Source organism: Arthrobacter sp. 01N444 (assembly GCF_056399305.1).
On record NZ_JBFTRB010000005.1, the window covers coordinates 206781 to 218899 of the forward strand.

12 protein-coding genes are annotated in these 12119 nt (G+C 67.5%); 5 read left to right on the forward strand and 7 right to left on the reverse strand.

Annotated elements, in window-relative coordinates; all coding sequences use genetic code 11:
• Nucleotides 1–118 precede the first annotated feature (118 nt).
• Complete coding sequence (locus AC1DKN_RS08610) at nucleotides 119–1441, forward strand: nicotinate phosphoribosyltransferase (protein WP_476871029.1); 1323 nt, start codon at nucleotides 119–121, stop codon at nucleotides 1439–1441.
• 51 nt (nucleotides 1442–1492) lie between these two features.
• Here AC1DKN_RS08610 and AC1DKN_RS08615 read toward each other — a convergent pair whose 3' ends face one another.
• Complete coding sequence (locus tag AC1DKN_RS08615) at nucleotides 1493–2035, reverse strand: ArsR/SmtB family transcription factor (protein ID WP_476871030.1); 543 nt, start codon at nucleotides 2033–2035, stop codon at nucleotides 1493–1495.
• Between the two features lie 74 nt (nucleotides 2036–2109).
• Here AC1DKN_RS08615 and AC1DKN_RS08620 point away from each other — a divergent pair, with 74 nt between their 5' ends.
• Nucleotides 2110–3360: an MFS transporter gene (locus AC1DKN_RS08620; RefSeq protein ID WP_476857675.1), complete on the forward strand. Its 1251-nt coding sequence runs from the start codon at nucleotides 2110–2112 to the stop codon at nucleotides 3358–3360.
• Between the two features lie 58 nt (nucleotides 3361–3418).
• On the opposite strand, the gene AC1DKN_RS08625 is transcribed toward AC1DKN_RS08620, so the two are convergent.
• The 3 genes from AC1DKN_RS08625 to AC1DKN_RS08635 all read right to left on the reverse strand — a co-directional run bounded on the left by AC1DKN_RS08625 (nucleotide 3419) and on the right by AC1DKN_RS08635 (nucleotide 6399).
• On the reverse strand, nucleotides 3419–4399 hold the full coding sequence (locus tag AC1DKN_RS08625) for an aldo/keto reductase (RefSeq protein WP_476850524.1): 981 nt from the start codon (nucleotides 4397–4399) through the stop codon (nucleotides 3419–3421).
• Between the two features lie 175 nt (nucleotides 4400–4574).
• A complete protein-coding gene (locus tag AC1DKN_RS08630; RefSeq protein WP_476871031.1) occupies nucleotides 4575–5438 on the reverse strand; it encodes an SDR family oxidoreductase in 864 nt (287 codons plus the stop codon).
• Nucleotides 5431–6399: a helix-turn-helix transcriptional regulator gene (locus AC1DKN_RS08635; protein ID WP_476857672.1), complete on the reverse strand. Its 969-nt coding sequence runs from the start codon at nucleotides 6397–6399 to the stop codon at nucleotides 5431–5433. The genes AC1DKN_RS08630 and AC1DKN_RS08635 overlap by 8 nt, the downstream gene beginning before the upstream one ends.
• Nucleotides 6400–6569: 170 nt before the next feature.
• Here AC1DKN_RS08635 and AC1DKN_RS08640 point away from each other — a divergent pair, with 170 nt between their 5' ends.
• Entirely contained in the window at nucleotides 6570–7208 is a 639-nt protein-coding gene (locus AC1DKN_RS08640; protein ID WP_476860048.1) for a TetR/AcrR family transcriptional regulator, read from the forward strand.
• A 41-nt stretch (nucleotides 7209–7249) separates the two neighbouring features.
• Here AC1DKN_RS08640 and AC1DKN_RS08645 read toward each other — a convergent pair whose 3' ends face one another.
• Nucleotides 7250–7927, reverse strand: a complete 678-nt coding sequence (locus AC1DKN_RS08645; protein WP_476850521.1) for a LytR C-terminal domain-containing protein — start codon at nucleotides 7925–7927, stop codon at nucleotides 7250–7252.
• The gene (locus AC1DKN_RS08650; protein ID WP_026266597.1) at nucleotides 7920–8219 is read right to left on the reverse strand and encodes a type II toxin-antitoxin system VapB family antitoxin; all 300 of its coding nucleotides are present in this window, start codon (nucleotides 8217–8219) and stop codon (nucleotides 7920–7922) included. The genes AC1DKN_RS08645 and AC1DKN_RS08650 overlap by 8 nt, the downstream gene beginning before the upstream one ends.
• 195 nt (nucleotides 8220–8414) lie before the next feature.
• Between AC1DKN_RS08650 and AC1DKN_RS08655 the strand changes: the two genes are divergently transcribed.
• Entirely contained in the window at nucleotides 8415–9329 is a 915-nt protein-coding gene (locus tag AC1DKN_RS08655) for a Cof-type HAD-IIB family hydrolase (protein WP_476850520.1), read from the forward strand.
• 203 nt (nucleotides 9330–9532) lie between these two features.
• Nucleotides 9533–11071, forward strand: coding sequence for a stealth family protein (locus AC1DKN_RS08660; RefSeq protein ID WP_230007875.1), 1539 nt, complete (start codon nucleotides 9533–9535; stop codon nucleotides 11069–11071).
• Nucleotides 11072–11114: 43 nt separating this feature from the next.
• On the opposite strand, the gene AC1DKN_RS08665 is transcribed toward AC1DKN_RS08660, so the two are convergent.
• Nucleotides 11115–12056: a phosphodiesterase gene (locus AC1DKN_RS08665; protein WP_230007874.1), complete on the reverse strand. Its 942-nt coding sequence runs from the start codon at nucleotides 12054–12056 to the stop codon at nucleotides 11115–11117.
• Nucleotides 12057–12119 lie beyond the last annotated feature (63 nt).

Sequence of the window (12119 nt, forward strand, 5' to 3'; positions counted from 1 at the left end):
CGAAGTCGCCGGAAACTCCCGGATTCGCCGGAAGTTTCCGGCGACTCGGGGCGTTTCCGGCGAAGTCGCGGCACGGGCGGCATCCTGCGGCTTCGGGCGGCCCGGCCTAGAGTGGATCATGGACACTTCGGCCGGACCGGACGGACCCCGGACCTCCCTGTTTACCGACCACTATGAGCTGACCATGTTCCAGGCGGCCCTCCACTCCGGGGCCGCGCACCGCCGGTCCATCTTCCAGGCCTTCGCCCGGGGACTGCCGGCCGGGCGCCGGTACGGGATCGTGGCCGGCACCGGCCGGCTCCTCGAGGGAATCGCGAACTTCAGCTTCAACGAGGACGACGTCGCCTTCCTGGCCGCCACCGGCGTGGTCCATGAGGACACCCTGGAGCACCTGGCCGCCTTCCGGTTCTCCGGCGACATCTGGGGCTATCCGGAAGGTGAAGCCTACTTCCCGCACTCCCCCGTCCTGATCGTCGAATCGACGTTCGCCGAGGCCTGCGTCCTGGAGACCTACGTCCTGTCGGTGCTGAACCATGACAGCGCCATCGCCTCGGCCGCATCCCGGATGACCAGCGCCGCCGGCGGCAGGCCCTGCATTGAGATGGGCTCCCGCCGCACCCACGAGGAAGCGGCCGCCGCGGCGGCCCGCGCGGCTGTCATCGCGGGCTTTTCCGGCACCTCCAACCTGGCCGCCGGGCGGCGTTACGGCCTGCGGACCATCGGCACCGCGGCCCACTCCTTCACCCTGCTCCACGACTCCGAGCGCGACGCTTTCGCGGCGCAGCTTGCCTCGCTCGGGTCCGGCACCACGCTGCTCGTGGACACGTACGACGTCGAACTGGCGGTCCGTACCGCCGTCGACCTCGCCGGAGACAAACTTGGGGCCATCCGGCTGGACTCCGGAGACCTCGTGGCCCAGGCACGGTGGGTCCGGGAACTCCTGGACAGCCTCGGCAACGTGCACACCAGGATCGTGGTGACCTCGGACCTGGACGAATTCGCCGTCGCCGCGCTCCGCTCCGCCCCGGCCGATTCCTATGGCATCGGCACGTCCCTGGTGACCGGATCCGGGGCGCCAACGGCCGGGATGGTCTACAAGCTGGTGAGCCGGGCCGGTGACTCCGGTGAGCTGGCTGCCGTGGCGAAGACCTCGAAGGACAAGATCAACATGGGCGGGCGCAAGTTCGCCGTGCGCCGCCTCGACGACCGCGGCACCGCCACCCACGAGGTCCTCGGCGTGGACCACCCGCCGGCCGCCGGAAGAAACGGGCGCCCCCTCCTGCAGCAGTTCATGAAAGACGGCGAAATCCTGCCCGGCTGGACCGGCCCGGACGGGGTGGGGCGGGCGCGGGACCGGCACACGGCCTCCATGGCGGAGCTGCCCCGGGTGGTGGACAGGCTGCAGCCCGGCGAGCCGGCCATCCCCACGATCTACGAATAGAGCCCGCCAAGGCGGCGCAAGACCCAAATCCCGTTCCGGGAGGACGGCGACCTAGTCTGACGTCCGGTGCAGGACAAAGATGCCGCCGTAGGCGGGCTGGTCCAAGCGCTGCCGGTCACTGTCGGTGTATTCGCTCAGCACAGCGTGGATGCGCGTGGTGAGGTCCTCAGCATCTTCCTCGGAGAGGTGCAGAACGAAGCGTGAGAGGCTGGCGAGCGCGGCCGGTCCTGCTTCCGTCAGCTCTTCCCGGAACGCCTCGAGCGGGGCCAGCGGACCGGCGGGACCGGCTTCACTCAGTGCGGTGTCCAGCTTCCAGGACCGCCCCGTGGAACGATACGGCTTCTCCAGCGCGCCACTCTCGCCCGTGCGGACCCCGGCGGGTTCAAGGAACCCCGTTGAGAGCAACTGCCGCACGTGATAAAGCACCGTTCCCGGGTCCTGGCCCAGCCGGTCGGCGAGTTGTTTGTTGGTCAGTTCGTGGAGCCCGCACAGGCGCAGGATCCTCAGGCGCAGCGGATGGGCCAACGCCTTAATTTCCCGGGCGCTCGCGACGGGTCTTTTTTGGTCCGCGCTCGACTGCTCTGCGTCCGTCATGTCCCAATCCTACAATTCGATGTACTGGATTCAATCACCTTGAATTTTCTCAATCACTGTGGAATGGTCCACCTATGACTAGTCACGCCGCGCAGGTGAAGGAACGGCATCGTGCGCCGCTGGGTGCGTCCTACTGGAAGCTGTGGACCTCGTCCGGACTCTCGAACCTCGCGGACGGCGTCTTCAAGATCGCGCTGCCGCTGCTGGCCATTCAGTTCACCCAGTCACCCACGCTGGTTGCCGGACTGAGCGTCGCAGCGACGCTTCCCTGGCTCCTCTTCGCCCTCACTGCCGGCGCGCTGGCCGACCGGCTGGACCGGCGCAAGCTCATGTTGTGGGCCAACCTCAGCCGGGCGGTGCTGCCGGCCCTGCTGGCCGCCGTCGTGTTGCTGGATGCGGGCTCCGTCTGGGCTCTGTACGTTGTCGCACTGATGGTGGGTGTGGCTGAGACGCTCTACGACACCTCCGCGCAGTCGATCATGCCCCAGCTGGTGCACAGGGATCAGCTCTCGCGCGCCAACGGCCGGCTCTACGCCGTCGAGCTCACCACCAACCAGTTCATTGGTCCCCCGCTGGGCGGGCTGCTGGTGGCCATGGGCCTGGTTGCGGGCGTTGCCGTGCCGGCGGCTCTGTGGCTTGCGGCCGTCGGCGGCCTGCTCCTGGTCCCGGGGGCATTTCGCACAGAACGTGAGCAGAAGACGACACTGCGATTCGACATTGCTGAGGGGCTGCGGTTCCTCTGGAACCAGAAGATCCTGCGCACACTCGCGGTGATGACCGGGGTGTTCAACTTCGCATCCAGCGCGGCCTTCGCGGTCTTAGTGCTGTTTGCCGTGGGCCCGGCTTCACAGATGGGGCTGTCCGAAGTGGGGTTCGGCCTGCTCTTGACCACCTCCGCTCTCGGCGCCTTCGTTGGCTCGTTCATGTCCGAGCGGGTGGAGGCCAGGCTCGGCCGGTCCACGTCCCTGATGCTGACGATCTTCGGGGCCGCGCTGTTCGTGGGTGCGCCCGCCCTGACCGACAACCCCTATGTTCTTGGCCCAATCTTCTTCGTGGGCGGCATGCTGATCGTGCTTTGGAACGTCATCACCGTATCCCTGCGCCAGCGCATTACTCCCAACCGCTTGCTGGGCAGAGTCAACAGCGCCTACCGCCTGCTGGCGTGGGGCACCATGCCGCTTGGTGCAGCAGCCGGCGGTCTGCTGGCCCAATGGCTGGGCCTGCAGGTCATGTTCGGCATCATGGGAGTGCTGACGCTCGCCCTGCTGGGGATGATGCCCGTCCTCACGAACAAGGCAATGGCCGCGGCCGACGTCGAATCCTAAGTTGCTGCCAGGGGCGCGGATCGGGCATCCGCGCCCCTTGTTTGGTGCCGGGTTCCTGTCAGCTGTCGATCGAGGCCATGTTGGCCTCGTCGTGGCGTTCCCCCGCGGCGGGCCGGAGCGAGTTCAGCCGATCCAGCTGGTCACGGGTGAGTTCGATGCCGTCGGCCGCGGTGTTTTCCTCGACCCGGGAGACCCTGCGGGTGCCGGGGATCGGGGCGATGTCGATCCCGCGGGTCAGCAGCCACGCGAGGGCGGTCTGCGCGGGGGTCGCGCCGATCTCGGCGCCGATGGCCTTCACCTCGTCGACGATCGCGAGGTTGCGGCGGAAGTTCTCACCCGTGAACCGGGGGTTGGTCTTGCGCCAGTCGTCGTCGGCGAAGTCCTCGACGGAGCGGATCTGGCCGGTCAGCAGCCCGTGTCCGAGCGGCGAATACGGAACGAACCCAATTCCGAGGTGGCGCAGCAGCGGCAGGATCTCCGCCTCCACGTCCCGGGTCCACAGCGAGTACTCCGTCTGCAGGGCCGAGACCGGCTGCACGGCGTGTGCCCGGCGGATGGTCTCCGGGGAGGCCTCGGACAGCCCGAAGTGCAGCACCTTGCCCTCGGTGATCAGGTCCGCAACCGCGCCGGCCGTCTCCTCGATCGGGGTGTTCCGGTCGATCCGGTGCTGGTAGTACAGGTCGATGTGGTCGGTGCCGAGGCGCTTGAGGGAGCCCTCGACGGCGGCCCTCACGTTCGCCGCGCTGCTGTCGACCACGCCGGGGCCGCCGCCGGAATGGGAGACCAGGCCGAACTTCGTTGCAATCCTGACCTGATCGCGGCGTCCCTTGACGGCTTGGCCGACGATCTCCTCGCTCAGGAACGGCCCGTAGATCTCCGCGGTGTCGATGTGGGTGACCCCGAGGTCAAGGGCGCGGTGGATCGTCCGGATCGACTCCGCGTTATCCAGGGCGCCCTCGCTGGTGTAGGTGCCGGCCATGGTCATGGCGCCGAGTCCGATGCGGGAGACTTCCAGGCTTCCGAGGCGTGCGTTCTTCATGGTGTATTTCCTTTGGGTGTGGTTTCCCGGCCTGGAATGTGGGCATGGCCCACAGCGTGGCGAGGGTTTTGGGGCGGCCGGTAGCCATTGGCGTCCGGCGGGTATGTCGAGACTAGGTGGACGACGGCGGGAGGCTCCCGACGTCATCCGTTTGCCTCGGTGTCAGGCGTCGGTGTCAGGCGTCGTCGTGGGCCAGGTTGCTGGAGAGCTCGCGGTGGGCGTCGGCCTGGACCTGGAGTTCCTTGGCCCGGGCCTCAAAGACTCCAACAGCGTCCGCTCCCGCGGCGAAGCGCAGCGGCGGTTCATCCAGCTCCGCCAGTTGAATGAGGGCGACGGCGAGCTTGGCCGGGTCCCCGCCCTGAAGGCCGTTCATGCCTTTCCACGCGGTGACTGTCTGCTCGGCCCGCTCGGAATAGTCCCCGATAGTGGATGCCGCGTAGCTGGTGGATTCCGGGGTGAGGAGCTCGGTGCGGAAGAATCCCGGCTCAACGATCATGGTGCGGATTCCGAACGGCGCGACTTCGGGGGCCAGGGATTCGGCCCAGCCCTCCACACCGAACTTCGAGGCGGCGTAAGCAGAAAGGAACTCCCCGCCGGCGATGCCGGCGGTGGAGGAGATCGTGACCAGCAGGCCCGAGCGCTGGGCCCGCAGGACGGGCAGGGCCGCGCGGGTGACGTTTATGGGTCCGAACATGGTGGTTTCGATTTGGGCCCGGAAGTCCTCCGGGGTGATTTCCTCGAAGAACCCGGCGTAGAAGTTGCCGGCATTGTTTACGAGCACGTCGATCCGGCCGAACCGGTCCACGGCGGCGGCGATGGCGGCGGTGGCGTCGGCGGGGTTGGTGACGTCGAGTTTTACGGCCAGCAGGTTCTCGTTCTCGCCGACGGCCTGGGCGACCTTGTCGGGGTTTCGGCCGGTGGCGACGACTGCGTGGCCGGCGGCCAGGGCGGCCTTGGCGATGTCAATGCCCATACCGCGGCCTGCCCCGGTGATGAACCAGACTTTCTGTCCGGTCTTGGCGTCGTTGTGCTCAGTCATGTTCTGTCTTTCCTGGGTTGGGTGTTCCGGGCCGCGCGTGGGAGCGCAGATCCGGGATGGAAGGGTCGCTGGTTGCGGTTTTCGCCGGGGGCGATGCCGCCCAGCTGGCAAGGAACGCCAGCGCGTTTTCGGATGCGGACCCCGGCTCTGCAGTGAAGGTGTACAGGGTTTGTCCCTCATCGCCGGGAAGGTCGAGCGTCTCGAACTGCAGCGACACGTCGCCGGCGACCGGATGGTGGAAGCGCTTGGTTCCCGTGGTGTGGATCCTTACGTCATGGCCGGCCCACAAGGCGGCGAAGTGCCCGCTGCGTGTGGTCAGCTCGCCGACCAGTTCGTTCAATGCGCGGTCATGGGGATTCCGTCCCGCTTCCGATCGGAGCATCGCCACCGTGGTGGCAGCGATTGCGGACCAATCGGGGTAGAAGTCCCCTGCCCCCGGATCGAGGAAGAGGTACCGGGCCTGGTTCGGCAGCTGGCCCGGAGCCTCCGGACCAGCGGCTGCTGTGGACTCGAACACCGGCCCGTACAGCGCGCGCCCCAAGGAGTTGGCGGCCAGCACGTCCGAGCGTCCGTTCTGCACCAGGGCGACCGCTCCGGTCATCCCGTCCAGCAAACGCAATACTCCGGGACGGACCCTCTGCTGCGGTGGCCGGCGCGCCGGCCTCCGGGAGGACGGCGTGTTGGCCGTCCTGGCCAAGTCCATCAGATGTGTCCGCTCTGCCTCATCCAGCTGAAGGGCGGAGGCCACAGCGTCGAGGACCGAGTCCGAGACGCCGCGGATGCTGCCGCGTTCCAGCCGCGTGTAATAGTCCGTGCTTACCCCGGCCAGCTGTGCCACTTCCTCCCGACGCAGCCCCGGAACGCGGCGCAGTTCGCCATAGTTGGGGAGCCCGGCCTGATCCGGGGTGATCTTCGCCCGGCGCGAGATCAGGAAGTCCCGGATTTCGTCTTTTCTGTCCACATCCACCACGCTACGCAGCCCGGACGGGCGGTGGCAGTGTCTATCAGACACCCCCAGTTGAGGCGGTGGATACAGGTGTGGCCCCTCAGAACCGGTCGATGTTCGTAGCCCGGCCGTGTCACAGTCCGCCGCCCGGCTGCTTTGGTGACAGATCGCGCTAAAGTGTGCGTATGCCTAGGATTTCGGCCGCGAGCAACGCCGCCCAACGTGCCGAGACCCAGCGTCGCATCCTGACCGCATTCGGGGAACTCCTCTTCACCCACGGGCTCCCCGGCCTGACCATGACGGACGTCGCGCGCCATGCCCAGATCGGCCGGACCGCCGTCTACAACTACTACGCGGATATCGAAGAGCTCCTCATCGCCTACGCCCTGGATGAAACCGAGCGGTTCCTGCTCGATCTGCGCGAATCCCTCGATGCGCTGGAGAACCCGGTGGAGCGCCTGGCCGTCTACGTCCGCGCCCAGGTGGAGGACCTGAGCCGGCGCCACCTGCCGCCGGGCCCGGCCATGGCGGCGGTGCTCTCGCCGTCGTCGTTTGCCAAACTTGCCGACCACGTGGGTGAGCTCAGCGTGCTCCTGCGGGGCATCCTGCGCGACGGCATGGCCCAGGGGTACCTGCCCGAGTCGGACATTGCCCAGCTGGCCCAGCTCATCCACGGCACGCTCTCCTCAAGCGCTGCGCGGGGCGACGGGGCGGGCCAGGACGCCGGGGCCGAGGCACGGCTCGCCCGGACGGTGCGGTTTGTCCAGCTGGGGGCCGGGGCGAGGTTTGACGACGCCGGCCGGCCGGTCCGCACCATCCGCTAGGCCGCGGCGCCGGGAAGGCTGGAAGGCTGGCAGGCCGTGCCTTAGCCCGTGCCGGGCGTCGCCGTGGGTACGGCGGGCAGCGTGGCCTCATCCACGATGCGCCGGTTCTCGCGGGGGCAGCTGAGCTGGCCCGGCGTCTGGTCCACGAGTTCCGGCTTGGCCAGTTCCTTGAAGTCGCCGGTAATGATCACGTCCACGCTCGGGTCAGCGCGGCCGTCCTGGACATAGTCCGAGCCGGGCACGTGGCGCTGGACGCTGAAGGCGGCCGACTGGCCGGCGGCACCGGAGACCACCAGCGCCACGCCGCGGTAGCTCGACGTCGTGTTCCCCACGGCACCCACCAGGAACTTCCGGGCGGCAAGCTGGTCGGCCACGCTCCGGGCCAGGCCCGGCCGGCTCGTGGAGTTGTAGATATTGACGTGGACCTTCTCCGGCGGCGCGTAGTCGTAGGTGGCCGCCGGGCACACCGACACTGCCGCCTTGCTCCGCTCCGCCCCGGGGATCTTGATCTGGCCGTTCATGATGGCGAGGGCCACCACGATCGCGGCCACGATCAGGCCGACAAGCATCACCAGCACAACGCCGTGCAGGATCCTGCGCCGCAGCCGGTGGGGGTTCTCTGCCGTATCGTCCTGCCCCACGAACGTGGCCCTCAGCTCGGAGCCACTGATGACGCGGTGCCCGTGCAGGACTCTGACGTCTGGCGGCTTCCTAGCCATTTATCACGAGGACCCGCGCGTGGATTGCGGTGCGCTGGTGCAGCGCGGTGCGGACTGCCCGGTGCAGGCCGTCTTCAAGGTAGAGGACGCCGCGGTATTCCACGACGTGCGGAAAGAGGTCGCCGAAAAACGTGGAGTCCTCGGCCAGCAGGGCTTCAAGGTCCAGTGTGCGCTTCGTGGTCACCAGCTCATCAAGCCGGACAGGACGCGGGGGCAGGGCCGCCCAGTCCTTGGGCGTGGTGTAACCATGGTCGGGGTACGGGCGTCCCTCGCCCACAGCTTTGAATATCACCATGCCAGCCTAGGGAACTTGGACGCCCGAAGGAACGAATGTCCCCCGGCGGCGTGAGGTTGTGGCCAAACGGTAACCATTTGTCACACGACGCATTGACACGACCAGCGCCTGCCGCCTGTCACATCCAGCGCCGGGCCGTCGATCTGCTGCGCGGTTCACCCAAACGCCCCGTGCGGCTGACAGAATGGCCGTATGACTTCACCCGAGACTGTCCCTGTTCCGTCGCCGTCGGCTCCCGTGCTGGCGCTGCTGCTCGACGTCGACGGTCCGGTCGCGAGCCCGGTCACCCGCGAGGTGCAGCCCGGCATCATCGCCGACCTGGTGGCCCTGGCCGCCGCCGGCGTGCCGGTCATCTTCAACACCGGCCGGTCGGACGCGTTCATCCGCGAGCAGGTCATGGAACCGATGATCGCCGCCGGGATGCCCGCCGGCACCCTCATCCACGCCATTTGCGAGAAGGGCGCCGTCTGGTTCAGCTACACCGCGGAAGGCCCCGGCCCGGTCCACGTGGACCACGAGCTCGCCATTCCGCAGGCCTTCGGCGATGACGTGCGCCGCCTGGTGGCCGAGGACTACTCCGCCCACATGTTCTACGACGAAACCAAGCGGGCCATGGTCTCCGTGGAGCAGCACATTGCCGTCCCCAACCCCGACTACCGGGCCGAGCAGGAACTCTTCGACGCCGACGCCATGGGCCTCATGGCCCGGCACGGGCTCGGCGTGGTGCGGCTGGACCACCACGTCCCCGATTCGGATGACCAGGTCGACTTCCGCGTCGATCCGACCATCATCTCCACCGATATCGAATCGGTCCGGCTGGGCAAGGACCTGGGCGCGAGCCGGGCCGTGGAGTTCCTGGCCGCGCAGGGGATCACGCCGCAGGCTTGGCGCACGGTGGGCGATTCCCGCACGGACTACGCCATGGCCGACTGGCTGCACCACAACGACCACGCCGTGAAGCACGTCGACGTCCGGCCCGCGGACGGCATCCCGGTCAAACCCTACGATGTCCTCACCGCCGCCGATCTGGGGCTCGGCGAAGACGTGATCCACGACGACGCCGGTGCCGCCTTCCTGCACCATTGGCTGGCCGTCGTCACCGGCTGAGGCCCCGCTCCGCCGTTACTCTTCACCGTTTACGGTCCGTCACATTTCGTCGTCACGCACGCCGCGCGGCGGCCGGTTTTCCGCGGCAATTTTGAGGCCCGCGTTATCATGCAAGTAGACACCAACGCACTCAAAGAAGCGGGAGCTCAGACATTACCGAAGCAGCGATCCAAGACGAGATTTACTATGGCAGCCAGGCATCTGTGGACGCCCACGCCGAGGTCACGTCGGCGGCCGCAGTCGCCAGATTCCGGACCCGCTCCGATGTTGTCCGCCACCGCGGCCGCTATGCGCTGATCAACGAAAACCGCACGCCGTACCAGGCCATGGTCGAGGACCTGATGTTCCTGCGTTCGGTCCTGGCCGGCGCCGGTATCGGCTACCTGCTGGTCCGCGGCAACAACCACCGCCCTGTGGTCGCCGTCGACTGGAAAGACCGCAAGGAACTCCGCGACGCCCTCGTGGAGGCGTGCCGCGACGAGCCGATGTATTCCATGAGCGTGGATGCAAAGAAGAAGTCGTCCGTGCTGGTGGCCGACGGCGAGCTGTCGCCGAACCGCCAGGCCCGGATCTTCCGGCTTTACCGGCCCAGGGTCGAGCCCGAAGGCGGTTTTGAATTCGGGGCTTCCGCCGGCGTCCAGCTGGAGCTGTGGAGCTTCGAAGGCGATCAGCTGATCCTGCCGATCGAGAACTCCCTGACGCGCCGCACCATGCTGGCCCAGGATGCCGTGCGCGGCACGGTGGAACGCTACGGCCACACGTGGCCCACCATCGAGAACATGTTCGCGGACCACGCCAGCGACATCAGCTTCGACGTCGACCTGGTCTTCTCATGGGTTGACGGCAGCTCCCCCGAGTACATCGCGGCCCGCCGCGCCCGCATGGCCGGCGTGGTGGTGGGCGAGGGCGATGACCACGAGGCCCGCTTCCGCCAGATCGATGAGCTCAAGTACGCCCTGCGCTCGGTGTACATGTTTGCGCCGTGGATCCGCCGGATCTTCATCGCCACGGACTCCCCCGCGCCGTCATGGCTGGCCGACCACCCGAGTGTGACGATCGTCCGGAGCGAAGAGTTTTTCGCCGACACGTCAGTTCTGCCCACGCACAATTCGCAGGCCGTGGAGTGTCAGCTGCACCACATCGAGGGGCTCTCAGAGCACTTCCTGTATTCGAACGACGACATGTTCTTCGGCCGCGCCGTGGGCCCGGACATGTTCTTCACCCCGGGCGGCATCACGAAGTTCATCGAGGCCGAGACCCGGATCGGCCTGGGCGACAACGACGCCGAACGCAGCGGCTTTGAGAACGCCGCCCGCGTGAACCGCAAGCTGCTCTGGAACCGCTTCGGCCGCATCACCACCCGGCACCTGGAGCACACGGCGGCCCCGTTGCGGCGCAGCGTGGTCGAGCAGATGGAGCAGGAGTTCCCGGCCGAGTTTGCCAAGACCGCCGCGAGTACCTTCCGGGCAGCGGACAACATCTCCGTGACCAACTCGTTCTACCACTACTACGCGCTGCTCACGGGCCGGGCCGTGACCCAGACAGCTGCCAAGGTGAGGTATGTGGACACCACGGCGCGGGCCGGCCTGAACTACCTGCCCAAGCTCCTGGCCAAGCGGAACATGGACTTCTTCTGCCTCAACGACGGCAGCTTCCCCGAGGTCCCGGCGGAAGAGCGGGCCGAACTGGTCACGGACTTCCTGGAGAAGTACTACCCCATCAAGGCGCCCTGGGAGAAGTAACGGACCGTGACCAAAACGGGCGCCGCGTCGGCCGGGGAGTGAATCAGTTCAGGGTGGTGTACCTGCGGTGCGCCGACGTCCGGGACGGGGCCTCGAGCTTGGCCTTCCCAGGGATATGGATCCCTGCGGCCGCGAGCCGGCGCTGGACTTCCTCCGGCGAGACCAGCTCCCCCACCGCCGGGGTGTCGCCGAGCAGCACCACGGAGTGCACGATCGTGTGTTCGTAGACGTGGACCAGGTTGAACGCCTGCCCGCCGTCGCGGCCTCGGGTGCCGCCGACCGGGACGTTCAGATCCTGCGTGTAGCAGGTGGCTGAAGCCACGGACACAGGGATGCCCGCGAACGTTGCGGTGGTCGAGTAGTGCAGGTGGCCGCCCAGGATGGCGCGGACATCGGAGTTGCGCAGGACGCCGGCGAGCGCCGGCTGGCCCCGGAGCTCCACGAGCACGGCAAGGTCCAGCACGGACGGTACCGGCGGGTGGTGCAGGGCAAGGATGGTCCCGTCCGGGGCCGGGGTGGCCAGTTCAGCAGCGAGCCAGTCCAGCTGGTCGTGGCTCAATTCACCATGGTGGAAGCCGGGCACGGAGGTGTCGAGGGTGATGATGCGCAGCCCGTTGACGAAGTAGCTGTGGTCCACGGGCGCGTCATTGTCGGCTTGGTCCAGGAGCCCGGCCCGGAAATTCGCCCGGTCGTCGTGGTTGCCCATCGCCCAGATGACCTTGGCCCCCAGGGCCTCGCACGCCGGATCCACGATGGCGCGGAGCTTGGCATACGCCTCGGGTTCGCCCAGGTCAGCCAGGTCGCCCGTGAAGATTACGGCTTCGGGGCGGGCTCCGGAGGCGTGGACCTCCTCGAAGAGTTGCCTGAGCAGGGCTTCGCTGTCCACGACGCCGTGCAAGGGTTGCGGACCCCCCAGCAGGTGGGGGTCGCTCAGGTGAAGTAGGAAATGACGTGGCCGGGGGTGTTCGGCCTCGATGCGCTCCATTGCTGCCTTCTTGGTTGGGTGGAAGCGGTGCTTCCAGGGTCCCTCTCAGTAAGAACTATCCAA